28 protein-coding genes are annotated in these 25613 nt (G+C 67.6%); 6 read left to right on the top strand and 22 right to left on the bottom strand.

The window, feature by feature from the left end; translation table 11 throughout:
* Positions 1-36: 36 nt before the first annotated feature.
* Both J0J01_RS30885 and J0J01_RS30880 read right to left on the bottom strand, forming a co-directional pair.
* Positions 37-1230 carry a Bcr/CflA family multidrug efflux MFS transporter gene (locus tag J0J01_RS30885; RefSeq protein WP_296387477.1) on the bottom strand — a complete coding sequence of 398 codons (1194 nt, stop codon included), beginning with the start codon at positions 1228-1230 and terminating at the stop codon, positions 37-39.
* Positions 1230-2459 carry a Bcr/CflA family multidrug efflux MFS transporter gene (locus tag J0J01_RS30880; RefSeq protein ID WP_296387476.1) on the bottom strand — a complete coding sequence of 410 codons (1230 nt, stop codon included), beginning with the start codon at positions 2457-2459 and terminating at the stop codon, positions 1230-1232. Before J0J01_RS30880 ends, J0J01_RS30885 begins: the two co-directional genes overlap by 1 nt.
* Before the next feature lie 33 nt (positions 2460-2492).
* Here J0J01_RS30880 and moeB point away from each other — a divergent pair, with 33 nt between their 5' ends.
* From moeB to J0J01_RS30860, 4 genes are read left to right on the top strand one after another with little or no spacing between them, the layout of a single operon-like run.
* Positions 2493-3263, top strand: coding sequence for a molybdopterin-synthase adenylyltransferase MoeB (gene moeB, locus J0J01_RS30875; RefSeq protein WP_296387475.1), 771 nt, complete (start codon positions 2493-2495; stop codon positions 3261-3263).
* 30 nt (positions 3264-3293) lie between these two features.
* Entirely contained in the window at positions 3294-3677 is a 384-nt protein-coding gene (locus tag J0J01_RS30870; protein ID WP_296387474.1) for a DsrE family protein, read from the top strand.
* Entirely contained in the window at positions 3674-4645 is a 972-nt protein-coding gene (locus tag J0J01_RS30865; RefSeq protein WP_296387473.1) for an adenosine kinase, read from the top strand. Before J0J01_RS30870 ends, J0J01_RS30865 begins: the two co-directional genes overlap by 4 nt.
* Entirely contained in the window at positions 4642-6054 is a 1413-nt protein-coding gene (locus J0J01_RS30860; protein ID WP_296387472.1) for an MFS transporter, read from the top strand. Before J0J01_RS30865 ends, J0J01_RS30860 begins: the two co-directional genes overlap by 4 nt.
* A 141-nt stretch (positions 6055-6195) precedes the next feature.
* On the opposite strand, the gene phoB is transcribed toward J0J01_RS30860, so the two are convergent.
* The 12 genes from phoB to J0J01_RS30800 all read right to left on the bottom strand — a co-directional run bounded on the left by phoB (position 6196) and on the right by J0J01_RS30800 (position 17650).
* Positions 6196-6933 (bottom strand): phosphate regulon transcriptional regulator PhoB, encoded by a 738-nt coding sequence (phoB, locus tag J0J01_RS30855; RefSeq protein ID WP_296387471.1) that lies wholly within the window; start codon positions 6931-6933, stop codon positions 6196-6198.
* Positions 6930-7643, bottom strand: coding sequence for a phosphate signaling complex protein PhoU (gene phoU, locus J0J01_RS30850; RefSeq protein WP_296387470.1), 714 nt, complete (start codon positions 7641-7643; stop codon positions 6930-6932). Before phoU ends, phoB begins: the two co-directional genes overlap by 4 nt.
* A 26-nt stretch (positions 7644-7669) precedes the next feature.
* The gene (gene pstB, locus J0J01_RS30845; RefSeq protein ID WP_296387469.1) at positions 7670-8494 is read right to left on the bottom strand and encodes a phosphate ABC transporter ATP-binding protein PstB; all 825 of its coding nucleotides are present in this window, start codon (positions 8492-8494) and stop codon (positions 7670-7672) included.
* 6 nt (positions 8495-8500) lie between these two features.
* Complete coding sequence (gene pstA / locus J0J01_RS30840; protein ID WP_296387468.1) at positions 8501-9355, bottom strand: phosphate ABC transporter permease PstA; 855 nt, start codon at positions 9353-9355, stop codon at positions 8501-8503.
* 1 nt (position 9356) lies between these two features.
* On the bottom strand, positions 9357-10340 hold the full coding sequence (pstC, locus tag J0J01_RS30835; protein ID WP_296387486.1) for a phosphate ABC transporter permease subunit PstC: 984 nt from the start codon (positions 10338-10340) through the stop codon (positions 9357-9359).
* A 100-nt stretch (positions 10341-10440) separates the two neighbouring features.
* Positions 10441-11487, bottom strand: coding sequence for a phosphate ABC transporter substrate-binding protein PstS (gene pstS, locus J0J01_RS30830; protein WP_296387467.1), 1047 nt, complete (start codon positions 11485-11487; stop codon positions 10441-10443).
* A gap of 384 nt (positions 11488-11871) precedes the next feature.
* A complete protein-coding gene (locus J0J01_RS30825) occupies positions 11872-13254 on the bottom strand; it encodes an ATP-binding protein (protein WP_296387466.1) in 1383 nt (460 codons plus the stop codon).
* Positions 13255-13257: 3 nt separating this feature from the next.
* Positions 13258-13929 (bottom strand): rhomboid family intramembrane serine protease, encoded by a 672-nt coding sequence (locus J0J01_RS30820; protein ID WP_296387465.1) that lies wholly within the window; start codon positions 13927-13929, stop codon positions 13258-13260.
* 72 nt (positions 13930-14001) lie between these two features.
* The gene (locus J0J01_RS30815; RefSeq protein ID WP_296387464.1) at positions 14002-14271 is read right to left on the bottom strand and encodes a hypothetical protein; all 270 of its coding nucleotides are present in this window, start codon (positions 14269-14271) and stop codon (positions 14002-14004) included.
* Positions 14268-15683 carry a radical SAM protein gene (locus J0J01_RS30810; protein ID WP_296387463.1) on the bottom strand — a complete coding sequence of 472 codons (1416 nt, stop codon included), beginning with the start codon at positions 15681-15683 and terminating at the stop codon, positions 14268-14270. The genes J0J01_RS30815 and J0J01_RS30810 overlap by 4 nt, the downstream gene beginning before the upstream one ends.
* Positions 15684-15692: 9 nt before the next feature.
* Complete coding sequence (locus tag J0J01_RS30805; RefSeq protein WP_296387485.1) at positions 15693-16397, bottom strand: prolipoprotein diacylglyceryl transferase family protein; 705 nt, start codon at positions 16395-16397, stop codon at positions 15693-15695.
* A complete protein-coding gene (locus J0J01_RS30800) occupies positions 16394-17650 on the bottom strand; it encodes an argininosuccinate synthase (protein ID WP_296387462.1) in 1257 nt (418 codons plus the stop codon). The genes J0J01_RS30805 and J0J01_RS30800 overlap by 4 nt, the downstream gene beginning before the upstream one ends.
* 94 nt (positions 17651-17744) lie before the next feature.
* Here J0J01_RS30800 and J0J01_RS30795 point away from each other — a divergent pair, with 94 nt between their 5' ends.
* The gene (locus J0J01_RS30795) at positions 17745-18773 is read left to right on the top strand and encodes a class I SAM-dependent methyltransferase (RefSeq protein ID WP_296387461.1); all 1029 of its coding nucleotides are present in this window, start codon (positions 17745-17747) and stop codon (positions 18771-18773) included.
* Here J0J01_RS30795 and J0J01_RS30790 read toward each other — a convergent pair whose 3' ends face one another.
* From J0J01_RS30790 to J0J01_RS30770, 5 genes are read right to left on the bottom strand one after another with little or no spacing between them, the layout of a single operon-like run.
* The gene (locus tag J0J01_RS30790; protein ID WP_296387460.1) at positions 18774-19166 is read right to left on the bottom strand and encodes a type II toxin-antitoxin system VapC family toxin; all 393 of its coding nucleotides are present in this window, start codon (positions 19164-19166) and stop codon (positions 18774-18776) included.
* On the bottom strand, positions 19147-19410 hold the full coding sequence (locus J0J01_RS30785; protein ID WP_296387459.1) for an AbrB/MazE/SpoVT family DNA-binding domain-containing protein: 264 nt from the start codon (positions 19408-19410) through the stop codon (positions 19147-19149). The genes J0J01_RS30790 and J0J01_RS30785 overlap by 20 nt, the downstream gene beginning before the upstream one ends.
* A gap of 32 nt (positions 19411-19442) precedes the next feature.
* Positions 19443-20579, bottom strand: coding sequence for a 23S rRNA (adenine(2503)-C(2))-methyltransferase RlmN (gene rlmN, locus J0J01_RS30780; protein ID WP_296387458.1), 1137 nt, complete (start codon positions 20577-20579; stop codon positions 19443-19445).
* Between the two features lie 34 nt (positions 20580-20613).
* Positions 20614-21171 carry a DUF2585 family protein gene (locus J0J01_RS30775; protein WP_296387457.1) on the bottom strand — a complete coding sequence of 186 codons (558 nt, stop codon included), beginning with the start codon at positions 21169-21171 and terminating at the stop codon, positions 20614-20616.
* On the bottom strand, positions 21168-21740 hold the full coding sequence (locus J0J01_RS30770) for an RNA methyltransferase (protein ID WP_296387456.1): 573 nt from the start codon (positions 21738-21740) through the stop codon (positions 21168-21170). Before J0J01_RS30770 ends, J0J01_RS30775 begins: the two co-directional genes overlap by 4 nt.
* A gap of 34 nt (positions 21741-21774) precedes the next feature.
* On the opposite strand from J0J01_RS30770, the gene J0J01_RS30765 reads away from it, so the two are divergent.
* Complete coding sequence (locus tag J0J01_RS30765) at positions 21775-23025, top strand: methyltransferase (protein ID WP_296387455.1); 1251 nt, start codon at positions 21775-21777, stop codon at positions 23023-23025.
* Positions 23026-23517: 492 nt separating this feature from the next.
* Here J0J01_RS30765 and J0J01_RS30760 read toward each other — a convergent pair whose 3' ends face one another.
* The 3 genes from J0J01_RS30760 to J0J01_RS30750 are packed head-to-tail and all read right to left on the bottom strand — an operon-like array spanning position 23518 to position 25566.
* Entirely contained in the window at positions 23518-24741 is a 1224-nt protein-coding gene (locus J0J01_RS30760) for a DUF6596 domain-containing protein (RefSeq protein WP_296387454.1), read from the bottom strand.
* A complete protein-coding gene (locus tag J0J01_RS30755; RefSeq protein ID WP_296387453.1) occupies positions 24741-25121 on the bottom strand; it encodes a YciI family protein in 381 nt (126 codons plus the stop codon). The genes J0J01_RS30760 and J0J01_RS30755 overlap by 1 nt, the downstream gene beginning before the upstream one ends.
* A gap of 37 nt (positions 25122-25158) precedes the next feature.
* Positions 25159-25566: a YciI family protein gene (locus tag J0J01_RS30750; protein WP_296387452.1), complete on the bottom strand. Its 408-nt coding sequence runs from the start codon at positions 25564-25566 to the stop codon at positions 25159-25161.
* Between the last annotated feature and the right edge of the window lie 47 nt (positions 25567-25613).

Below are 25613 nucleotides of genomic sequence, written 5' to 3'. Positions count from 1 at the left end.
GGAGGACCTCGTTGCCGGCCTGCGCGCGGACCGCCACTAGCCGCTGCGGCCGACCAGCAGGCGGTTGCTCATGAAGCAGAGCAAACCGGCCACACCCATCGCCGTCGTCATGGGCACGGTACTGCCGGCGAAGGCCTGACCGACGATCGTGCCGAACAGCGCGCCCAGGCCGAACTGCATCACCCCCATCAGCGACGAGGCGGTGCCCGCCATGTGCGGGTAGCGCTGCAGCGCCAGCGCCATGGCGTTGGCGCCGACGAAGCTGTTGGCGGCGATCTGCAGCACGAACAGCGGCAGGAACGGCCACAGGCCGATCGCGCCGGTGCGCGCCTCGATCAGGCCCATCACCAGCATCGCCGGCCCGGCGAGGGCCGGCACGATGACGGCCCGACGCAGCATGCGGTCGGCGCCGACCCTCGGCACGAAGCGCGCGTTGGCCAGGCTGCCGGCCGTCAGGAACACCACCTGGACGGCGAAGATCACGCCGTAGAGGCGCGGCGCGATGCCGTAGCGCTCGATGAACACGAACGGCGAGCCCGACAGGAAGGAGAATAGCGCGGCGAACTGGAAGCCGCCGGTCAGTGCGTAGCCCATGAAGGCGCGATGCCGCACCAGCTCGCCGTAGCGCTTCAGCACCGCGCCGAGATGCAGCGGCTGGCGATACTCCGGCCGCAGGGTTTCGGGCAGGCGGATATACGCCAGCGTCCAGGCGATGACGCCGATACCCGCCAGCACCCAGAAGATCGCGCGCCAGCCGAAGAACCACAGCACCTGGCCGCCGATCAGCGGCGCCAGCATCGGCGCGATCGAGCTGCAGGCGTGCATCAGCGACATCGCCCGCGCCGCCTGGTCCTTCTCGGCCAGATCGCGGACCATGGTGCGGGCCAGCACCACGCCGCCGCACGCCGCCAGCCCCTGCAGCAGGCGCAGCGCCACGAGGTGGCCCGCTTCGGCGGCGAAGGCGCAGCCGATGCTGGCGAGGATGTAGCTCGCGAGCCCGGTGAGGATCACCGGGCGGCGGCCGAAGCGGTCGCCCGACGGCCCGTAGAAGATCTGGCCGAAGCCGAAGGCGAGCAGGAAGGCCGACAGCGTGAGCTGGATGTCGCCGGCGCTGGCCCTGAGCTCGGTCGCGATCACCGGCAGCGCCGGCAGGTACATGTCGATGCTGAGCGGCGTGAAGGCCGACAGCAGCGCCAGCAGGCCGAGCAGGGTCGGCGTCAGTCGCGGCATCAACCGCGCTTGCCGACGAGCAACCAGTTGCTGACGAGGCAGAGGATGCCGGCGATGCCCATGGCGGTGGTCATGGGGGCAATCGTGCCATCGAAGGTCTGGCCGACGATAGCGCCGAATACCGCGCCGAGGCCGAATTGCATGACGCCCATCAGCGACGAGGCGGTGCCCGCCATATGCGGGTAGCGCTGCAGCGCCATCGCCATGGCGTTGGGGCCGATCAGGCTGATGGTGGCGATCTGCGGCCCGAAGCAGAGCAGGAACGGCCACATGCCGATGGTGCCGTAGCGTGCCTCGATCAGGCCGAGGATGAGCGCGGCCGACCCCGAGATCGCCGGCACGATCACGGCGTAGCGCAGGATGGTGCCGGCCCCGAAAACGCGCACGAATCTGGCGTTGAGCAGGCTGCCGATGGTCATGAACACGATCATGCCGCCGAAGATCAGGCCGTAGTCGCGCGGCGCCACGCCATACCTCTCGATGAAGACGAAGGGCGAGCCCGAGAGGAACGACAGCAGGGCGGAGAACATGAAGGAGGTGGTGAAGGCGTAGCCCATAAAGGCGCGATGCCGCAGCAGCTCGCCGAAGCGCTTGAGGATCGAGGTCAGGACCAGCGGCTGGCGGTATTCGGGTCGCAGCGTCTCGGGCAGGCGGAAATACGCCGCCACGAGAGCGAATACGCCGATCCCCGCCAGGGTCCAGAAGATCGCACGCCAGCCCAGGAACCACAGGATCTGGCCGCCGATCAGCGGCGCCAGCATCGGCGCGATCGAGGTGCAGGCCATCATCAGCGACATGGCGCGCGCCGCCTGGTCCTTCTCGGCGAGGTCGCGCACCATGGTGCGGGCCAGCACCACGCCGCCGCAGGCCGACAGGCCCTGCAGGAAGCGCAGCAGCACCAGATGCCCCGCTTCCGCGGCGAAGGCGCAGCCGATCGAGGCCACGACATAGATCGCGATGCCGCTCAGGATGACCGGCCGCCGGCCGAACCGGTCGCCCGCCGGACCGTAGAAGATCTGGCCGAAGCCGAAGGCGATCATGAAGGCCGAGAGGGTGAGCTGGATATCGCCGACCGTGCCGTGCAGATCGACGGCGATCACCGGCAAGGCCGGCAGGTACATATCGATGGAAAGCGGCGTGAACGACGACAGCAGCGCCAGCACCGCCAGCAGCATGGGCGTCAGGGTCGGGCGGGTCTTTGTGGAGGGCGGCTCGGCGGTCGTGGTCATCGGTGTACGTATCACCCATGCTATAAGCGGACCATGAGTCTGCCCGACATGACGGAAATGCAGATCAGACGGTACGCACGGCATATCGTGCTGGCCGAGATCGGCGGCGTGGGCCAATCGCGTCTGATCGCGGCCAAGGTGCTGGTGCTGGGTGCCGGCGGGCTTGGCGCGCCCCTGCTGCAATATCTTGCCGCCGCGGGCATCGGCACCCTGGGCGTGGTCGACGACGATACGGTCGATCTCTCCAACCTGCAGCGCCAGGTCATCCATCGCACCGGCGACATCGGCGTGGCCAAGGTCGCGAGCGCCGCGCGGGCCCTGGCGGCGATCAATCCCGAGGTCGCCGTCCACGCACACAACGAGCGGCTGACGGCGGCCAACGCCGAGCGGCTGGTGGCGGAATACGACATCGTCGCCGACGGCAGCGACAACTTCGCCACCCGCTACCTGCTGAACGACACCTGCTATCGCCTCAGGAAGCCGCTGGTCGCTGCCGCGATCCTGCGCTTCGACGGCCAGATCTCGACCTACAAGGCATGGCACGGCGCGGGCCATCCCTGCCTGCGCTGCGTCTTCCCCGAGGCGCCGTCGGAGGATGCCGTGCCGAGCTGCGCGCAGGCGGGCGTGCTGGGCGCGCTCGCCGGCACCCTGGGCGCGCTGCAGGCGACAGAAGTGGTTAAGGAGATCCTGGGCGTCGGCCGCTCGCTCAGCGGCCGGCTCTTGACCTACGACGCGCTCGACGGCTCGTGGGAGGAGATGGCGATCGCCAAGCAGTCCAATTGCCCAACCTGTGGCCATTCATGAGGGGCGGGCACGCATGAGCGGCGGCCCCTCATGAGCGGCTTGTCGATCATCGTCCGCTCGGACAAGTACGAGGACGCGCACTATGCGCTGGCGATGGCGAGTGCTGCGCTCGCGATCAACCAGACCGCCGTCCTGTTCTTCACCATGGGCGGCCTGCGCGCGCTGATGACGCCGCCGCAGCTCCAGGACTGGGAGCGCGATGCCCTCAATCGCGAGCGCGGGGTGGGCGACTTCGAGACGCTGCTGCAAGCCTGCATCGAGCTTGGCGCTCGCTTCATCGTATGCGAGATGGGGTTGCGGTCCCTCGACATCGACCGCACGACCCTGCGCAGCGACGTTCCCTTCACCGTAGCCGGCATCGTGACGCTCCTGGAAGAAACCAGGCCCGGTATGCATCTGTTGGAGATTTCATGACCTCATACGACGTGCTCGGGATCGGCAATGCGATTGTCGACGTGATCAGCCATGCCGACGAGGCGTTCCTGCAGAAGCACACGCTGACCAAGGGCAGCATGATGCTGATCGACGAAGCGCGCGCCGAGACGCTCTATGCGGCGATGGGCTCGGGCGTCGAGGTCTCCGGCGGCTCGTGCGGCAACACCATGGCCGGCATCGCCTCGCTGGGCGGCAAGGGTGCGTACATCGGCAAGGTCAAGCAGGATCAGCTCGGCGCGGTGTTCAGCCACGACCTGAAAGCGATCGGCGTCGCCTTCGACACGCCGCAGGCGACCTCTGGCCCCTCGACCGCGCGCTGCCTGATCCTGGTGACGCCCGACGCGCAGCGCACCATGAACACCTATCTCGGCGCCTGCACCGGCCTTGGCCCCGGAGACATCGACACCAAGCTCGTGGCCGCGGCGCAGGTCACCTACGTCGAAGGCTATCTGTGGGACGAGCCGGAGGCCAAGAAGGCGGTGCTGAAGGCCTTCGATGCCGCGCACGCTGCCGGCCGGCTGGTGTCGATCACCTTGTCGGATTCGTTCTGCGTCGACCGCTATCGCGACGAGTTCCGCGCCCTGATCCGCGACAAGATCGACATCCTGTTCGGCAACGAGGCCGAGATCAAATCGCTCTACCAGGTCGACAGTTTCGAGAAGGCGCTCGAGGCCACCCGCAAGGAAGGCAAGATCGCCGCCCTCACCCGCAGCGAGAAAGGCTCGGTGGTGATCAAGGGCAGCGAGACCCATGCCGTGCCGGCCGCGCCGATCACGAAGCTGGTCGATACCACCGGCGCCGGCGACCTCTACGCGTCGGGCTTCCTCTACGGCTTCACCCGCGGCAAGCCGCTCGCCGAATGCGCACGACTCGGCGGCGTCGCGGCGGCCGAGATCATCTCCCATGTCGGCCCGCGGCCGGAGACGCCGCTCAGGGACCTGATTTGACCGTCGAGTCCCGGCGGCGGGACTGGGGCGAGACGCTCGCCACCTACACGCATCCGCGCGTCGTCACGCTGCTGTTCCTCGGTTTCTCGGCCGGGCTGCCGTTCCTGCTGGTGTTCTCGACGCTGTCGGCGTGGCTGCGCCAGTACGGCGTCAGCCGCACCGCGATCGGCTTCATCTCCTGGATCGGCATCACCTACTCCTTCAAGTTCGTGTGGTCGCCGGTGGTCGACCGCGTGCCGCTGCCGCTCTTGACCCGGTGGCTCGGCCGCCGCCGCTCCTGGATGTTGCTCGCCCAGATCGGCATCGGCTCGGGCCTGCTCGCCATGTCGTTTTGCGATCCGCGCGAGGACCTGTGGTGGCTGGTCGTGTTCGCCCTGATCGTCGCCTTCTCCTCGGCGACCCAGGATATCGCGATGGACGCCTTCCGCATCGAGGCGACCGACCAGAGCCTGCAGGGCGCCACTGCCGCGACCTACCAGCTGGGCTACGGCATTGCCGTGCGGCTGGTCGCCGGCGCCGGCGCGCTCTACATCGCCGAATACGGCTCGTGGCCGGTCGCCTACAAGTCGATGGCGGCCTGCGCGCTGGTCGGCCTCGTCACCACCCTGATCATCTCCGAGCCCGAGAAGCGGATGCCGGCCGAGGCCGCCGAGCGCGAGGGCAAGATCGCCGACTTCGCCGAGCGTCTCGGCCACGTGCCGTCCTGGCTGCGCGACGCGCTGGTCTTCTTCTATGGCGCGATCGTCTGCCCGTTCGTCGACTTCTTCGTACGCTACCGCTGGCACGGCCTGACCTTGCTCGCCTTCATCGGCCTGTTCCGGCTGAGCGACATCGCCATGGGCGTGATGGCCAACCCCTTCTACATCGACATCGGTTTCTCGCTCGACCAGATCGCCAACGTCACCAAGCTCTACGGCTTCGTGATGCAGATGCTGGGCGCGTTCCTGGGCGGCACGCTGGTGTTCCGCATCGGCGCGGCGCGGCTGCTGGCGCCGTCGGTGATCCTGATCGCAGTGTCGAACCTCGCCTTCACCTGGCTCGCCTGGGTCGGCCAGCCCGACACCCTGATCCTCACCGCCGCCATCAGCATCGACAACCTGGTGAGCGGCATGGCCGGCACCGTGTTCATCGCCTTCCTGTCGGGCCTGACCAACGCCGCCTACACGGCGACCCAGTACGCCCTGTTCAGCTCGATCATGACCCTGCCTGGCAAGGTGATCGCCGGCTACTCCGGCTGGGTGGTCGACACGCTGCAGGCGGGCAACGCGACCGGCCACAAGTTCGGCGGCTATGCGATCTTCTTCGTCTACACCACCCTGCTCGGCGTGCCGGCGCTGGTGCTGTCGCTGATCGTGTGGCGGCACTTCGAAAAAGAAACCCCTCCTTCGGGCACGAAGGAGGGGCAGTAGGACGGCGGGTTTTGAACCGCGCCGGGGAACCTGCCTATCCGGAGCGGGGCGTGGGATGCCGGCGCGGAATAGGCAAGGTCGGTGTACCGGCAGGCGGCTACAAAACCGTGACGGGCACTGTGGAAAACTGACGGCCGTCAGTCAGGCCTGGGCATCGAGGGCGTAGCCGGCGGCGCGGACGGTGCGGATCACGTCGGCGCGGTCGTCGCCGTTCAGCGCGATGCGCAGGCGGCGGATGTGCACATCGACGGTGCGCGCCTCGACATAGACGTCCTTGCCCCACACCGAATCGAGCAGCTGCTCACGGCTGAAGACGCGGCCGGGATGCTCCATGAAATGGCGCAGCAGGCGGAACTCGGTCGGCCCGAGATGGACCGGCTTGCCGCCGCGGGTCACGCGGTGCGCCACCAGGTCCATGACGATGTCGGCATAGGAGAGCGCCTCGTCGGCCAGCGCCGGCCTGATGCGGCGCAACACGGCGCGAATGCGCGCCACCAGCTCGGTCGGCGAGAACGGCTTGGCGACGTAGTCGTCGGCGCCGGCGTCGAGGCCGCGCACGCGGTCGCCCTCCTCGCCTCGCGCCGTCAGCATGATGATCGGCAGGTTGGCGGTGATGGTCTGGCGGCGGAGCTGCCGGCAGACCTCGATGCCCGACATCAAGGGCAGCATCCAGTCGAGCAGCACCAGGTCGGGCACGTCCTCCTGGACGGAGGCCAGCGCCTCCTCGCCGTCATAGGCGACCGAGACGTGGAAGCCCGCCTGCTCGAGGTTGTAGCGCAGCAGCTCGACCAGGGCGGTCTCGTCCTCGACGACCAGCACCCGAGGCTTGACCGACGCGGTGTGGGCTTCGCGGCGCGAAGGGGCGGTCGCGACGTTCACGGCGTGGCATCCGTGCTGTAGAGGGCGCCCGAGCCCTTGCGGCGGGCCTCGGCGAAGCTCTGGCCGGTCGAGCGGAAGCTCACCAGCTCGGCGATGTTGGTGACATGGTCGCCGGCACGCTCGATGTTCTTGGCCATGAACAGCAGATGCGTGCAGGAGGAGATGTTGCGCGGGTCTTCCATCATGTAGGTCAGGATCTCGCGGAACAGGCCGGTGTAGACCTGGTCGATCTCCTCGTCGCGGGTCCACACGTCGTGCGCCTTCTCGACGTCGTCGTCGGCGAAGGCGTCGAGCACGTCCTTGAGCGCCGTGCGCACCAGCCGGCCGAGCCGGTCGATGCCGACCACCGCCGACGGCGGCACCGAGCCCTGGGTCAGCACGATGCTGCGCTTGGCGGTGTTCTTGGCGTAGTCGGCGATGCGCTCCAGCGCCGCCGCGATCTTGATCGAGGACAGCACGACGCGCAGGTCGTTGGCCATCGGCTGGCGCAGCGCCAGCAGCTTGACCGTCTGCTCCTGGACCGCCTGGTCCAGGGCGTCGACGCGGGGATCCTCGGCGATCACCTCCTCGGCGGTCTGCGAATCGCGTTCGCGCACCGCGGTGAGCGCCTTGGAGAACTGGCTCTCGGTCAGGCCGCCCATCTCGTTGATCGTGGCGTTGAGGCGCTCGAGGTCCTCGTCGAAACGCTTGAGAATGTGGTCGCTCGCCATGTCGCTGTTCCTTTTGCGATCGTTGGTCAGCCGAACCGGCCGGTGATGTAGGCCTGGGTGCGCCTGTCGCTGGGGTTGGTGAAGATCTTCTCGGTGACGTCGAACTCGACCAGGTCGCCGAGATACATGAACGCGGTGAAGTCGGAGACGCGCGCCGCCTGCTGCATGTTGTGGGTCACGATGACGATCGTGTAGTCCTGCTTCAGCTCGTCGATCAGCTCCTCGATCTTGGCAGTCGAGATCGGATCGAGCGCCGAGCACGGCTCGTCGAACAGGATGACCTCGGGCTTCACCGCCACGGTGCGGGCGATGCAGAGGCGCTGCTGCTGGCCGCCCGACAGGCCGAGGCCCGACGAGGCGAGCTTGTCCTTGACCTCGTCCCACAGCGCGGCACGGCGCAGCGCGTGCTCGACGCGGGCGTCGACCTCGGCGCGCGGCAGCTTGTCGTACAGCCGGATGCCGAAGGCGATGTTCTCGTAGATCGTCATCGGGAACGGCGTCGGCTTCTGGAACACCATGCCGATGCGGGCGCGCAACAGATTGATGTCGACGCCGGCGTCGAGCAGGTTCTCGCCGTCGAACATCACCTCGCCGGTGGCGCGCTGGCCCGGGTAGAGGTCGTACATGCGGTTCAGGACGCGCAGCAGGGTCGACTTGCCGCAGCCCGACGGGCCGATGAAGGCGGTCGTCTTGTTGGCGTAGAGCGACAGGTTGATGCCCTTGAGCGCCCGGCTGTCGCCGTAGAAGAACTCGAGGTTCTTGAGCGACACCTTGGGCGTCAGGCCCTTGGCCTCGACGCCGCGGTGGGTCACCGTCGCCGTGCCGGCCGAAACGTCCTGGGAGGAAGCCATGCTCATTTATTTTCTCGCGGTGAGAGAACGGGCAAGGACGCTGAGCGCCAGCACGGTGACGGTGATCAGGAGCGCGCCGGTCCAGGCGAGCTTCTGCCACTCCTCGTAGGGCGACAGCGCGAACTGGAAGATGACGACCGGCAGGCTCGGCATCGGTGCGTTCATGTTGGTGCTGAAGAACTGGTTGTTGAGCGCGGTGAAGAGCAGCGGCGCGGTCTCGCCGCTGATCCGGGCGATCGCCAGCAGGATGCCGGTGACGATGCCGGCACGGGCCGCCCGGTAGGCGATGCGCATGATCATCAGCGAGCGCGGCAGGCCGATCGAGGCGGCCGCCTCGCGCAGGGTGTCGGGCACCAGGCGCAGCATGTCCTCGGTGGTGCGGACCACGACCGGGATCACGATCACCGCCAGTGCCACCGAGCCGGCGTAGCCCGAGAAGTGGCCCATCGGCGCGACCATGATCTCGTAGATGAACAGGCCGACCACCACCGACGGCGCGCTGAGCAGGATATCGTTGATGAAGCGCACGATCATGGCGAGCTTGTCGTGCCTTCCGTACTCGGCCATGTAGGTGCCGGCCAGGATGCCGATCGGCGTGCCGATCAGGACCGCCAGGACCGTCATGATGATACTGCCGGTGATGGCGTTGAGCAGGCCGCCGGCCGAGCCCGGCGGCGGCGTGTTCTCGGTGAACACCGACAGCGACAGGCCGCCGATGCCCTCGTAGACCAGCACGCCCAGGATCAGGATCAGCCAGCCCAGGCCGAAGGCGGCCGCGGCATAGGCCAGCCCGGTGGCGATGTGGTCGCCGCGCCGCCGACGGGAATAGAGCGACGAGGTCGCAGTGCTGGCAGCAGCCATCTCAGCCCGCCTTCTGCTGGAGACGCAGCAGCATGTAACGCGCGGCCGCCAGCACGATGAAGGTGATGAAGAACAGGATCAGGCCGAGCGCGATCAGCGAAGAGGTGTAGAGGTCGCCGACCGCCTCGGTGAATTCGTTGGCGATCGAGGCCGAGATCGTGGTGCCCGGCGCCAGGATCGAGGCCGACACCTTGTGGGCATTGCCGATCACGAAGGTCACGGCCATGGTCTCGCCGAGCGCGCGGCCGAGGCCCAACATCACGCCGCCGATCACGCCGATGCGGGTATAGGGCAGGATGACGTGCTTGAAGACTTCCCAGGTGGTGCAGCCGAGGCCGTAGGTCGCCTCCTTGAGCACCGCCGGCACCGCGTCGAACACGTCGCGCGAGATCGCCGTGATGAAGGGCAGCACCATGATCGCCAGGATGAATCCTGCGGTCAGCATGCCGATGCCGTACGGCGGGCCTTCGAACAGCGAATTCAGGACCGGCACGTTCTCGAAGGTGCCGATCAGGGCCGGCTGGATGTACTTCTGCACGAACGGCGCGAAGACGAACAGGCCCCAGATGCCGTAGATGATCGACGGGATGCCGGCCAGCAGCTCGATGGCGATGGCGATCGGCCGCCGCAGCATCATCGGGCAGAGCTCGGTCAGGAAGAAGGCGATCATGATGCCCACCGGCACCGCGATCAGCATGGCGATGAACGAGGTCACCAGGGTGCCGTAGATCGGCGCCAGCGCGCCGAACTGCTCGGTCACCGGGTTCCACACCTCGGTCACGAGGAAGCCGAAGCCGAACGCGCCGAATGCCGGCGCCGCGCCGATGACCAGCGACAGGATGGTGCCGCTCAGCAGCACCAGAACGGCGATCGCCGCGGCCCGCGTCAGCGACTTGAACAGGATGTCGCTGGTCCGCAGGCGCCGCAGCACCGCGGCGCGCGACGTCGCCTGCCCCCCGGATAGTGTCGTTTCCTTCAATGCCACTTCGGACACGTACGCCCCCTCGCACCCCAGGTAAACGAAGGAACCCTCGGCCTGCGCCCGGTACGACAACTGTCATCCCGAGCGCAGCGAGGGATCTTCCTCAATGCGTCATCGAGTAGAGCGGCTTGCCGCTCGAGTCCTTGATGTCGGCCGACCACATCTTCTGGATGTCGGCGACGACGTTGGCCGGCATCGGCACGTAGTCGAGGTCCTTGGCCATGGTCGCGCCCTTGGCATACGACCAGCCGAAGAACTTCAGCGCCTCGCCGGTCGTCGCGGCGTCGGTCGGCTTCTTGTAGATCAGGATCCAGGTCGCGGCGGTCATCGGCCACGACTGGTCGCCCGGCTGGTTGGCGAGGATCACGCCGTAGCCCGGCTGGCTCTTCCAGTCGGCGTTGGCGGCGGCGGCCTGGAAGGTCTCCGCGGTCGGCGACACGGTCTTGCCGGCCTTGTTGATCATCTTGGTGTGCGTGAGCTTGTTCTGCTTGGCGTAGGCGTACTCGACGTAGCCGATCGAGCCTTTGGTGTTCGCCACGTTGTTGGCGACGCCCTCGTTGCCCTTGGCGCCGATGCCGGCCGGCCACTGCACGGCGGTGTTGGTGCCGACCTTGCTCTTCCAGTCCGGGCTCACGTCGGAGAGGTAGTAGGTGAAGTTGTAGGTGGTGCCCGACCCGTCGGAGCGGTGGACCAGCGCGATGGCGCTCGAGGGCAGCTTCTTGCCGGGGTTCAGCTTGGCGATCGCCGGATCATCCCACTTCTTGATCGTGCCGAGGAAGATGTTGGCCAGCGTCGGGCCGTCGATCGTCAGCTCGCCCGGGGCCACGCCCTCGAGATTCACGACCGGCACGATGCCGCCCATCACCATCGGGAACTGGGCGAGGCCCGACTCGTCGAGCTCCTTGCCCGGAAGCGGCGCGTCGGAGGCACCGAAGGTCACGGTCTTGGCCTTGATCTGCTTGATGCCGCCGCCCGAGCCGATCGACTGGTAGTTCAGGCCGACACCGGTCTCCTTCTTGTAGGCGTCCGCCCACTTGGCATAGACCGGGTACGGAAAGGTCGCGCCGGCGCCGGAGATGTCAGCGGCGGAAGCGGACCACGACACCGTCACGGCGACGGCGCCGGTCAGCAGGGTCTTGATGAAATTCACGGGATGCCCCTCCTTCAGAAGCAGTGCGCCACGGGTAGAAGGCCAACCTCTCCGTAATATGACTGTTATGTGACAGTTGAGTTACAGCGGCGGCGACCCTGAGGATTAATGCCTTGGCGTGACATTTGGCCCCTCCTCCAACAAGCGTCCCATCCGTCCCAGGGGGCCGTGGGACGGGGCAAATGCCGATGGCGTCGGGATCGGAGGCCGCTGAATCCCAAAATTTTTTTGACGGATTTCCCCTATCCCGCGCCCGGTTCCTCAGCGCCCGGGCGCGCAGCGGTTCGGACGAAAAGTCGGGACATCGTCATGCGCGCCAAACTGCAGCGACTCGCGTTCCATTGCCCGTAAAGCGACTCGCCCGACCAGGCTTATCCACAGCTTCTACGACGCCACGGCCGGCAGGGTGACGGTGAAGACCGAGCCCTTGCCCGGGGTGCTCTGGATGTCGAGCCGGCCACGGTGGCGGTTGACCACGTGCTTGACGATGGCGAGGCCCAGCCCGGTGCCGCCGAGCAGGCGCGAGCGGGCATTGTCGACCCGGTAGAAGCGCTCGGTCAGGCGCGGCAGGTGGGCGGCCGGGATGCCATCGCCCTCGTCGCTGACGGCGATGGCCAGCCGCTCAGCCCCGACCAGCCGGGCCGCCACCTTCACCGTGGTCGCGGGCTTGGCGTACTTCACCGCGTTGTCGACCAGGTTCTGGAACACCACGGTGAGCTCGTCGTGGTCGCCGATCGCCTGGGGCAGCCCGGGGTCGATCGACAGCTCGATCGCGACCTTGCGCGAGGAGGCCTTGAGCTGCAGCAGGTCGCGCACGCCCTCGAGCACCCGGCGGACATCGACCGGCGCCTCGGGCCGGGCGTGCTCGTGCTGCTCGATCCGCGACAGCATCAGGAGGTCGTCGACCAGACGGCGCATGCGGTCGGCCTGCTCGGCCATGATGCCGAGGAAGCGTTCGCGCGCCACCGCATCGTCGCGCGCCGGCCCGCGCAGGGTCTCGATGAAGCCCATGATGCCGGCGATCGGCGTCTTGAGCTCGTGGCTGGCGTTGGCGACGAAGTCGGCGCGCATGCGCTCGGCCCGGCGCAGGGCGGTGGTGTCGTGCAGCACGACCAGCGCCAGCGACCCGTCGGCCGCGGCGCGCGGCAGGCGGCGGGCATGGGCGATGACGTCGCGTTCGGAGACACCCGACAGCACGAGGTCGACGGCGACGTGGGTGGGGCCGACATAGTTGCCGTCGGCCGTCGCCAGCAGCGAATCGATTGCCGCCAGCAGCTCGGGCTGGCGCAGGCCCGTCGACAGGTCACGGTCGGGCAGCAGGGGGCCGAGCAGCGCCACCGCGGCGCGGTTGGAGCGCACGATGCGGCGCTGGCGGTCGACCGCGATCAGCGGGTCGGGCAGGCCGTCGACGATCGCCTGCGCCGAGGCGGCGAGATTGTCGATCGAGGCGCGCTGGCGGCGCCAGCCGGCGGCTAGCGTCGCGGCGGCAGTGGCGAGCTCCTCGGTGGCCGGCGCGAAGGACAGACGCGGCATCACCGGCTCCTGCTCGCCCGAGAGCTCGCTGACGAAGCGAGCGAAGCGGCTCAGCGAATGGAGATAGCGGTGTACCAGGATCGCCGTCACGACGGCGATGCCGACGAAGGCGGCGAGCGCGTGATGGCCGGCCAGCGCGCCCATCCAGTAGAGGATCGCGAGCGCCACGCCCGACGGCGCCAGCGCCACCACGTTGGCCGAGACGTAGCGCCGGAACGGAAGCTCCTCGCCCACGGCTCAGCCGTCGCCGGGATTTTCCGGCGGCACGTGCATTGCCGCCGGCAGGAACAGGCGGAAGGCGGCCAGGCCGTAGACGAAGCCACCGATATGGGCGGCCCAGGCGACCGGCTCGCCGCCGGTGCCGGGGCCGTTGCCCCACAGGCCAAAGAAGACGTTGAGCGCGATCCAGATGCCGGCGACCGGCAGCAGCGACCTCAGCCGGCCGACATGGTGCAACGCCATCAGCACGGCGCCGAACACGCCGCTGATCGCGCCCGAGGCGCCGACCACCGGATCGGGCGACGTGGAAAAGAAGGCGACATGGATGAAGCCCGCCACCACGCCGGCCGACAGGTAGAAGAGCACGAAGCGGCGCACGCCCAGCAGCCGCTCGACCGGCGCGCCGAAGGCGGCCAGGGTGATCATGTTGACGCCGAGATGCACCCAGCCGCCATGGATGAACTGGTAGGTGATCGGCGCCAGCAGCAGCGACCACCACGGCCCGCCGGACTCGCCGGTATAGGCCTCGGGGACCAGGCCGAGCTGGGTCACGACCTGCTGATCCATCGACTCGCTCATCATCTGGCGCGCCAGATGGACGGCGAGGTTGATCGCGATCAGCACCAGCAGCGCCGGCGGCAGGTTGATCGCACGCTCGTGGGAACCGCCGCCCGGACCCTGGCGTCTCACGTCATCGAAGGGCATTGGGGGAGACTTAGCGCTTTGGGCGATCCCTGCCCAGACAGAGAAAAAGCGCACCCCTTAGGGCAGCGGTCGCTTCAGCCGGCGCGTTCCCAGCCAGAGGAAGACCGCACCGAGGATGAAGGTCGGCGCGCCGAAGACGATCGCCACCCCGCCCATCTCGCCGAACAGGTCGCCGCCGGTCACGGCGAGCACGCAACCCAGCGTCAGCACCAGCACGATGCCGCCCGACACCGCGAAGAACCAGCCGAGGCCCCGACTCTTCGGCTCGGTCGGCAGGAATGGCGGCACCGGCGGTGGAGGTGGTGGCGGCGGCCGGTCGTCGCTCATCGGGCGCGCTCCGCCGCGAGCCTGGCGTTCCCTGCGGCGCCCGGCCTGTAGAAGGTGTTGTAGGTGTCGAACGGGATGATCTTGCCGTCGGGCGTGACGAAGTGGACGCACGAGCGCTTGACGTTGCCGAGGCAGAAATTGAAGCGGTCGAGGAACTCGACGATGGTGATGCGGAACACGTTCTCGTAGCCCGAGCCCTGCGGCATCGGCACGTCGGGCAGGCAGCACAGCAGCGAGCCCAGCCGCTCGGCGGTGTTGGTGTCGGCGGTCGAGAGCGACAGCAGGTCGACGAAGCGCTTGCGCAACTCGGGATACTTCTCGAAGGAGATCGCGTTGGGGATGGCGGGCAGCAGCGCCTCGCGCGGCACCAGCGAGGTTAGCGGCAGCACCGTCTCGCCGTCGCGCAGGCCGTAGCCGATCGAGATCGAGGCCGGATTGCAGGGCAGCGGGATCATGTCGCCATCGGCGAAGATGCCCGATTCCTCGACGATGCGGCGGCGGATCTCCGACAGCACGACCCGGTTGCGCGCCGGATCGAAGCCTTCGTTGCGGCCGGAATCCTGCACCGGCTGGAAGTTGATGCCGCGCACGCACTTGTATTTCAGCGCGTGCTTCACGATGGCGCCGATCTCGCCGTCGTTGACGCCGCGCTTCACCGTGCAGACCAGCGTGGTCGAGATGTTGCGCTGCTCGAGCGCCGCCAGCGCATCGCGACGGATGCGCGACAGGCTGGCGCCGCGGATGTTGCGCAGCGCCGCATCGTCGAGCGAATCGAACTGCAGGTAGACCTCGAAGCCCGGCTTGAACGCGGCCAGCGCGTCGACGAACGCCGGATCTTCGGCGATGCGGATGCCGTTGGTGTTGATCATCACGTGCTTGATCGGCCTGACGCGCGCCGCCGCGATGATCTCGAGGATCTGCGGATGGATGGTCGGCTCCCCGCCCGAGATCTGCACCAGGTCGGGCTCGCCCTCGCTCGCCACCAGGGCGTCGAACATGCGCTCGACCTCGGCGAGGCTGCGATGGCTGTCGCGCTTGGGCGATGAATCGGCGTAGCAGACCGGGCAGGCGAGATTGCAGGCCTCGTTGATCTCGACGATCGCCACGCAGGAATGCTGCTCATGGTCGGGGCAGAGCCCGCAATCCCAGGGACAGCCGCGCTCGGTGCGCGTGGCCGGCGCCAGCGGGCGGTCGCCGGGCTTGAGATATTCGAGCGTGCGGCGCCAGTAGACCGGATCGTCGGACACCAGCGTCTTCATCACGCCGTGCTCGGTGCAGCGCTTGGAGTAGTAGATGCGGCCGTCTTCCTCGACGATCTTGGTCGGCACCAGGCCGAGGCAGGTCTCGCAAAGCGACGTCGTCTGGCCGAGGAAGAGGTAGGGTGCCGATTTGCGCGCGATACCGTCGTACATGCGCCTCCTTCAGGAAGCCGGGTTCCTCCGGATCATCACGACAGCGTATACGACCAGTCCGAGACACACCAAGTGGAACAGGTTGAACGGCCCGGCCACGGTTGCATAGGGCTTGAGGAACTCCCACGCGAAGCGCTGCAGGCCGTACCAGCCGGCGACGAGATAAAAGCCGTTGGCCAGCCAGAAGCGGTCGCGGCGCGCCAGCTTGACCAGCAGCAGCGCCCACATCGCCGCCATCGCCAGCGCTTCGTAGAGCTGCACCGGATGGCGCGGTCCGTCGCCGAAATCGACGCCCCACGGCAGGCCGGTCGGCGTTCCGTAAGTGTAGTCGTCGAGGCCGGCGAAGAAGCAGCCGAGCCGGCCGACCGCCACCGTCGCGGCGAAAGGGGCGGCAAAGGCGATGCCGGTCGAGCCAGTGATACCGGTCAGGCGCTTGAAGACCTCGATCGCGGCGATGCCGCCAGCGATGCCGCCCACCATCGAGAAGCCGAGCGCGTGCAGGCCGCTCAGCCAGGTGTTCACGGTGCCGAAGAATACCGCGCCGAGCAGCGCACCCGTGCCAGCCGTGAGAGCGTAGGCGCCGGGTTGATCGGTGCGGTTGCCGGGCAGGGCCGCCGCCGGCAACCGGCGACTGGAAAACCAGAACGTCGCGATCGAGGCCAGCCAGGCCGCGACGTCGAAAAGGCTATGGATATAGGGGAGGCCGAAGGTCAGGCCTTGGGTCCGCCCTGCCCCAGCCCGCGCAGCCTCAGCCGCAGCGCGTTGAGCTTGATGAAGCCCTCGGCGTCGCGCTGGTTATAGGCGCCCTGGTCGTCCTCGAAGGTGACGTGCTGCATCGAGTAGAGCGACTTGGGCGACTTGCGGCCGACCACGGTGGTGTTGCCCTTGTAGAGCTTGAGCCGCACCGTGCCGGTGACGTTCTCCTGGCTCTTGTCGATTGCCGCCTGGAGCATCTCGCGCTCGGGCGAGTACCAGAAGCCGTAATAGACGAGCTCGGCGTACTTGGGCATCAGCTCGTCCTTGAGGTGGCCAGCGCCGCGGTCGAGCGTGATCGATTCGATGCCGCGATGGGCGGCGTAGAGGATCGTGCCGCCCGGCGTCTCGTAGATGCCGCGGCTCTTCATGCCGACGAAACGGTTCTCGACCAGGTCCAGGCGACCGATGCCGTTGGCCTTGCCCAGCTCGTTGAGCCTGGTGAGCAGCGTCGCCGGCGACATCTTCTCGCCGTCGATCGCGACGGCATCGCCCTTCTCGAAGTCGATGGTGATGTAGGTCGGCTTGTCGGGCGCCGCTTCCGGCGAGATGGTGCGCTGGTAGACCATCTCGTCGGCCTCTTCCCACGGATCCTCCAGGATCTTGCCTTCGCTCGAGGAGTGCAGGAGGTTGGCGTCGACCGAGAACGGCGCCTCGCCGCGCTTATCCTTGGCGATCGGGATCTGGTGCTTCTCGGCAAATTCGAGCAGCTTGGTGCGCGAGGTCAGCTCCCATTCGCGCCATGGCGCGATCACCTTGATGTCGGGCTTGAGCGCGTAATAGGTGAGCTCGAAGCGGACCTGGTCGTTGCCCTTGCCGGTGGCACCGTGCGCCACGGCGTCGGCGCCGGTCTGCTTGGCGATCTCGATCTGGCGCTTGGCGATCAGCGGCCGGGCGATCGAGGTGCCGAGCAGGTACTGGCCCTCGTAGAGCGCGTTGGCGCGGAACATCGGGAAGACGAAGTCGCGCACGAACTCCTCGCGCACGTCGTCGATGAAGATGTTCTCGGGCTTCACGCCCGCCATCTCGGCCTTCTTGCGCGCGGGCTCGAGCTCCTCGCCCTGGCCGAGATCGGCGGTGAAGGTCACGACCTCGCAGCCATAGGCGGTCTGCAGCCACTTCAGGATGACCGAGGTGTCGAGGCCGCCCGAATAGGCGAGGACCACCTTCTTGATGTCGCCCTTCTTGTAGGGCCCGGTATAAGAAACGCTCATGCTGCCCCTCGGGCGTTTTACGATGGCTTCGGAAAGCGCGGGACTATAGCCACCGGTTTTATGGGGGCAAGCACGCTATAATGGAACGCGAACCATGGCCTCGACCCTAGATCGCCTCACCTATGCTGCCCGCCAGACCGCACGGGTGGCCTGGTACGCCGGCCACTATGCCGCCGGCCGGCGGCTGCTCAAGCCCTTGCCCAAGCCGGATTTCCCGGTCGGGCCGACGCCCAGCCGGGCCGAGATGACGGCCGACATGCGCGCATTGTTCGCGCGCGAATGGCAGGACATCGAGGCCGGCCTGTTCCCCGCGCCGCGGGCGATCGACGCCGAGCCGGGCGAGTTCCTGCGCCGCAGCCTGCTCTATTTCCGCGACCTGCCCAGCGTCGATGCCCGCCGCCACGGCAAACTGGAGGACGAGCTGCCGCCCGGCACCCAGGCCGACGGCCTGCCGGAGTACTACCGCCAGAACTTCCATCACCAGAGCGACGGCTGGCTGAGCGAGCAATCGGCTATCCTTTACGACACCCAGGTCGAGGTGCTGTTCACCGGCGCCGCCGACGTCATGCGCCGCCGCGCCCTGAAGCCGATCGCCGACTGGATCAAGGACCGCAACCAGCGCGAGCTGCGCGGCCTCGACGTGGGCTGCGGCACCGGCCGGCTGCTCGCCTTCCTGCACGATGCCTGGCCCGGCCTGCGCTGGACCGGCCTCGATCTCAGCCCGCCCTATCTCGCCGAGGCCCGCCGCCTGATCGGCCGCACCGCGCGGGTGAAGCTGATCGAGGGCGCCGCCGAGACGCTGCCGTTCGAGGACAAGAGCCTCGACCTCGTCGTCTCGTCCTTCCTGATGCATGAGCTGCCGACCGAGGTGCGCATCACCGTCCTCAAGGAGATGGCGCGCGTGCTCAAGCCCGGTGGGCTCGTCGTCATCGTCGATTCGATGCAGAAGGGCGACATGCCGTCCTGGGACGGCCTGCTCGACCTCTTCCCGCATTACTTCCACGAGCCCTATTACGCCGAATACGCCACCGGCAGCCTCGACACCTGGGCCAGCGACGCCGACCTTTCGCAGGTCGCCAGCGAGCGTGCCTTCCTGTCGAAGGTCGCGGCGTACTCCCGATAACTAAGGAGCGATAACCGCTGGTCTTGTGGCCAAGCCTTGCGAGCGCCGACGCATTTGTGCGTCGAAAGTGACAAACCCGTCGGCATGGCCGCTCGAAGCGAGGTGAACGGCGTCGGTCAGATCCAGGCCCTTGCGGAACCAGTCGACAGCCCGCGCGACAGCCGCCGCATCCTCGACCTCGACATTCGCGGTGGCCAGGATCGTTTCGATCGCCGATGCGATCGCGGCTTTCGTTTCCCGGTATACGCCGCGCATGACCCATTCGAATTCGACGATCACGCTCTTCGGTAGGAAGACCGTATCGGCGGCCAACGCCAGTCGCGCGGCCTTGACCTGTTCCGCGTCATCCTGAACGAAAAGCCGGACGATGAGGTTAGTATCGACCGCGCGCATGCCGCCGGCGAACCTCCTCTACGATCGCAGCGTCCATTTCCCCGATCGTTCGAGTCGGCCCCTTGTATCTGAAGATGCCCGCCCAGTCGTCGATGGTGAGCTTCTTCGTCTTCTCGACGGGCTTGAGCAAAACCCCGTCGACGCGCTCTTCCACGGTCAGGCGCGTGCCGATCTTCCAGCGCCGCTTGTCGCGAAGCGCCTTCGGCAGCACGACCTGTCCCTTGCTCGAAATCTTGGTTTCCATCAGCAGTATCTTACAAGTAAGACCGTGTCGCGTCAAAGTCGGACGCGCTGGCCCTTCGCCCGCACGCTCTCGCTCTTGAGCTGGCCGCAGGCGGCGGAGATGTCGCGGCCGCGCGGCGTGCGCACCGGGGCGCTGAGGCCGCCGTCGTTGACGATCTCGGCGAAGCGGTGGATGCGGTTGTTCGAGCTGCACTCGTAGGGCGCGCCCGGCCAGGGATTGAACGGGATCAGGTTCACCTTGGCGTGGATCGGCGTCAGGATCCGCACCAGCTCGCGCGCGTCGGCGTCGCTGTCGTTGACGCCCTTCAGCATGGCGTACTCGAAGGTGATGCGCCGGCTGTTCCTGGCGCCGGGATAGGCGGCGCACGCCTTCAGCAGCTCCTTGATCGGCCACTTGCGATTGATCGGCACCAGCGTGTCGCGGACCTCGTCGTTCACCGCGTGCAGCGACACCGCGAGGTTCACGTCCAGCACCTCGCCCACCTTCGGGATCATCGGGACGACGCCGGAGGTCGAGAGGGTGATGCGGCGGCGGCTGAGGGCGATGCCCTGCTCGTCCATCACGATCTTCAACGCGGTCGCGACGTTGTCGAAGTTGTAGAGCGGCTCGCCCATGCCCATCATGACGATGTTGCTAAGCATGCGCGTGGTCTCGGTCGGCGTCGGCCATTCGCCGTAGCTGTCGCGTGCCACCATGAACTGGCCGACGATCTCGTCCGGCGTCAGGTTGCGCACCAGCGGCTGGGTGCCGGTGTGGCAGAAGCTGCAGGTCAGCGTGCAGCCGACCTGGCTCGAGATGCAGACCGAGCCGCGATCCTCCTCCGGGATGTTGACCGTCTCGGCCTCGTTGCCGTCGGGGAAGCGCAGCAGCCACTTGCGGGTGCCGTCGACCGAGCGCTGCTCGGTGACGATCTGCGGCCGCTCGATGACGAACAGCTCGGCCAGCCGCCCCTGCGTCTTCTTGGCGATGTTGGTCATCAACCCGAAGTCGGTGACGCCGTGCCAGTAGATCCACTGCCAGACCTGGCGGGCGCGGAACGGCTCCAGCCCGGCCTCGGCCAGGGTCGCCTTCAGGGCGTCGCGCGACAGGCCGACCAGGTTGCGGCGCGTGTCGTTGCGGCCGCGGAACGGCTCCACGATCTGCAGCGGCTCGGGGGTCAGGACCGGCATTTGGCGTTGAAATAGTGCATTGGACCCCGCCCCGCTAGACCCTGCGCTGCCAAGCCTCGATCGCCGGAAAACGATGAATAAAGTTCAAGATATTGAGCGTCAGGTTGTCGTGGAACAACACGCCGGTGGTCACTTCGGCAATGATCGCCAAGGCCACCGTGACCTGCCAGGGCAGCAGCCGGGCCAGGGTGAAGCCGATCATCATCGCCACGGTGTCCAGCAGCGAGTTCAGGATGCTGTCGCCGGTGTAGCCGGCGGCGGTCGCCTGCTTGCGGTACTCGGCGATCACCGGTGGCGAGTTCTCGGCGATCTCCCAGGCGGCCTCGATGCCGACGGCGATCGCCAGCCGCAGCAGCACCGGCGCCCGCGGCATCAGCAGATGGAGCAGGCCGTAGAACAGCATGCCGTGGATGACGTGGCTCGGCGTGTAGACGTCCATGATCTGCTGCGACAGCTCCGACGAATGCATGTCGCCGACCCACAGCCGGATCGTGCCGCATTCGCAGATCCAGACCCGGCCCAGCAGATGCAGGGTGATGGCCTGCACCAGCAGCAGGCCGCCGACGACCACCAGGCCGAGGCGTGCGGTCATGTCTTGGCCTCTGCTTTCGATTGGGCGCGGGCGCGCTGGCGCTGCTTGCGCTTGTAGATCGGGTCGCCGAACACCGGCAGCGGTGCGGCTTCGGTCGGCGCGCCCTCGGCCACCGGCCGCGGCGCGTGGCGGCCGAGGCTGATCAGCCGGTCGTACATGATCAGCGCCCCAGCCACGCCGAGATTGACCGAGAAGGCGGTGGGGATCTTCACCACATAATCGCAGCGCGACTGTATGTCCGCCGACAGGCCCTCGCGCTCGGCGCCCAGGATGTAGGCCGCCTGGCGCGGATGGCGGAACGACGGCAGCTCGATCGCGTCGTCGGTGATCTCGATCCCGACCAGCCGGCAGCCGAGCGGCAGGCGGAAGTCCTCCAGCCCGGCGAAATGATGGGTCGGAACCGAACGCGGCGTGTCGGACGTGTCGACGTGACCGCCCTCGCGCCTGTTGTATTGGGCGCGCACGGTGAACACGAACGAGGCGCCGAAGGCGTGGGCGGTGCGGAACAGCGTTCCCACGTTCACCGCCTTGCTGATGCCCTCAACCCCGATGCCGAAATAGCCTTTCATGACCGGGGAATTTGTAGCATGAACCAAGGTCATAATGACCGTTCCCCAGCCGTTGGACGAGGTGCGCGCGCAGTACGAGGCGCTGCCCTACCCGCCGCGCGACCCGCGCGAGGAGGCCCTGCGGCTGATCACCGGCACCCCGAGCCATATCCTCGAGGTCAACCATTACCTGTTCTCCGGCCGGCTCAACTTCGCCCGGCCCTTTCGCGCCCTGGTGGCCGGCGGCGGCACCGGCGATGCCTGCATCATGCTGGCCCAGCAACTGGTCGACCGGCGCTGCCCGGGCGAGGTCGTCTATCTCGATCTGTCGACCGCCTCGCGGGCGATCTGCGAGGCCCGCGCCAAGGTCCGCGGCCTGCGCAACATCACCTTCCTGACCGGCTCGCTGCTCGACCTGCCGGGCATGGCGATCGGCGAGTTCGACTACGTCGACTGCACCGGCGTGCTGCACCACCTGCCCGACCCGACGGCCGGCATGCAGGCGCTGGCCTCGGTGCTCCGCGACGAGGGCGGCGTCGGCATCATGCTCTACGGCCAGTACGGCCGCACCGGCGTCTATCCGATGCAGGAGCTGCTGCGCACGCTGGCGCCGCTGTCGATGAAGGTCAACGACCGCATCGCCATGGCCAAGCGGCTGATCCGCTTCCTGCCGACCACCAACCTGTTCCGCCGCAATCCCTATCTCAACGACCACGTCACCGGCGGCGATGCCGGGCTCTACGACCTGCTGCTGCACAGCATCGACCGCGCCTACACCGTGCCGGAGATCGGCGACATGGCCGCGAGCGCCGGCCTGCGCGTCGTCGCCTTCCTCGAGCCGGTGCGCTACGAGCCCTCGACCTACATGAGCGATCCGGTGATCGCGCGGCTGGCGAGCGCGCTGCCGCTGCTGGAGCGCGCCGCCTTCGCCGAGCGCCTCGCGGGCAACCTGCGCACCCACGTCTTCTATGCCACGCGCGCCGGCTTCGACACGGTGGCGCGGCCCGAGGACACCCAGTCGATCCCGGTGCTGCGCGAGATGGATGGGCCGACGCTCGCCGCCAGCCTGCAGCCCGGCGCGCCGCTGATCGCCAACCTCGACGGCTTCCCGTGGCGGGCGCAACTGCCGGCGCTGGCACCGCGCATCATCAGCCAGATCGACGGCCGCAAGTCGGTGGCCGAGATCTACACCGCGATGGGTGCGCAAGGCGGCCTGCCGCGCTGGGAGGATTTCTACGCCCAGTTCGAGGACCTCTACGTCAAGCTGAACGGCGTCAACCACCTGTTGCTGCGGTTCAGGACCTAGAGCGCTGTGGGTCGAGCTCCGCTCGTCTCGACCGGAGCTCGAATCGTCCCTGCCGGGAGTCCACGAAAGTCCGCAAGAATCCACACCACCGTGGACCGGTTCGATGCCGATGGCATCGGCATTTTCGCCCCGGAGTCCACGAATCCACCGACCCCGGGGGCCCCCGAAAAAACACCTTTCCAGGGTTTCGGAGCGGCATTGGAGACACAAGAGCGACAGCAGGCTCAGCGCAATGATCATCATACGCGCCACACTGCGCCATCGCGCACCGAACACCTATTATGGGCAATGGCCGAGGAAAAAAGCCCCTGTTTGCTGCTTCGAATCGCCGTCCATTGCCCGTAATGCAGTCGGCGCACGCGCCGAATTCGTTGTCTTTGGGGCTCGCGCCCGAGATCTCCCCGGAAATCGAGGCTCGGCCGGTGGAAAATTTACGTCGGCCCGAAAAACAAATTTCGCGAGGAGTTCTGAATCGGCCTCGAAGGTCGCTCTTCAGGACCGCAATCGCCGCTCCATCAGCCGGCGCTCGGGCTCGGTACGCGCGAGCGCCAAAGCCTTCTCGAAATAGCCACGCGCCTCGGCCGAGCGGCCCACCTCCGACAGGAACACGCCGCGCGCCGCTTCGGCGTAGGGGTTGCCCGACATCTCCGGCAGCGCCGCCAAGCCCACCGCTGCACCTTTCGCACGACCGATCGCAACCGCACGGGCGAGCGCCACCATGGGGGACGGATCGATCGCGATCAGTTGATCGTAGATCGCCGCAATGCGCGGCCAGTCGGTCTCGTCGGCGCTGGGCGCCGTCGAATGCAGCAAGGCGATCTCCGCGCGCAGATGCCAGACCGTGAGTTCCTCGCCGCGCGCCGATTGTCCAAGTTGAACAAGCCCGAGCGCGATCAGGTTCTGGTCCCATTGATCGCGCGGCTGGTCTTCCAGCAGTTGCGCCACGCCGTCCGGCCCGACCCGGGTCGGCAGGCGCGCCGCTGTCAGCGCCAGCAACGCTGCCAGCGCGTCGCTCGCAGGGCCGGCAGTCATCGGATGCGCGGCCAGCGCGCGCGCCAGCCGCACCGCTTCGACACAGAACTCAGGATGCACCAGCGCCTCGCCGGACGATGCCGAGTAGCCTTCGTTGAACATCAGGTAGAGCGCGGTGCGCACCGACTCGGCGCGCTCGGGCAGTGCATCGGGCGGCGGCGTCTCGATGGCGACGTTGGCCGTCTCGAGCTGGCGACGCGCGCGGACCAGGCGCTGCGCGATCGCGGTCGGCTCGGACAACAGGCCGGCGGCGATCTGCGGCACGGTCAGGCCGCACACCGTCTTGAGCGCGAAGGTGACGCGCATCTCCGGCGACAGCACCGGATGGCAGACGGCGAACAGCAGCGCCAGCTCGTCGTCGTTCAGCTCCCTGTCGAATCGGCCTTCGCCGGCATCGGCCGCCGCCGCCAGCGGCACCAGCTCCTCGGCGAGCGCCAGGCTGCGCTGCTCGCTGCGCAACAGATCGAGCGCGCGGTTGCGGGCGACGGTCGCCAGCCAGGCCTCGGGCCGGTCGGGCACTCCCTTGAACGGCCAGAGCGACAGCGCCTGCATCAGGGCGTGCTGGACGGCGTCCTCGGCGACGGCGATGCGGCCGGCGCCCAACCGCCGCGCCAGGGCGGCGACCAGCCGGCTCGTCGAATCGCGGGCGAGCGAATCGACGAGCCGGTGGACGGTGCGATCCATCAGCCCGCCGCGGCGCGCGCCTGGCTCATGTCGTCGATCGGCCGCAGCTCGGCCCAGTTGGTCGGCGACAGGGTGAAGTGCGGGCAGTCGAGGAGCAGCGCCTCGGCCTCGGCCAGGTCCTTGGCCTCGATCACGAAATAACCGCCGACCACGTCCTTGGCCTCTGCATAAGGGCCGTCGCTGACGACGGTCTTGCCGTCCTTGACCCGGAACTGGCGGCCGCCATGCGCCGCGAGCTTCTCGCCGCCCACCAGCTTGCCGCGCTGACGCATGCTGTCCGCCCAAGCCATGTAGCGCTTGGTCATCTCCAGCATCTTCTCGCGCGGCAGGTCGACGTTGTCGTTGGGGGCCTGGTGCAACAATGCCATGAATTGAGCCATGTCGATCTCCTTCGGTTTGTGGCAGTTGCCTGCCACCTCAACGACGTTCGGCACCGGCGGGAATCGACATCTCTTCCACGCGGGCTCTCGCCTCGGCCACTGCGTCACGGTCGACGGCGCGCAGCTCGATCCAGTTGGTACTCCAGAGGTGGGGACTCGACTTGGCGATGGCCAACGCCTCGGCCTCGTCCTCAGCCTCGAACACATAGTAGCCGCCGATCACGTCGCGGGTCTCGGCATACGGCCCGTCGGTGACGAGCAGCGCGCCTTCCTGCCGGCGGATACAATGGCCGCCGGGAGCGAGCTTCTCGCTGCTGATGAGCTTTCCCCTGGCGCGCAAGGCATCGCCCCACTCGGCATAGCGCCGCACGATCTCAGCCATTTCCGCCGGCGAAAGCGCCGGCCGGTTACGGTCGCGATGCAGGATGAGCAAATAGGCCGCCATGTCGACCTCCCTTGAGGGCTCTCCGATTGACGTTCGAGAGCGCCCGG

It is taken from the genome of Reyranella sp. (assembly GCF_017305915.1).
GTDB lineage: Bacteria > Pseudomonadota > Alphaproteobacteria > Reyranellales > Reyranellaceae > Reyranella.
Note: the sequence above shows the minus strand (reverse complement) of the source record. Positions and strands in the feature narration are given on the sequence as shown.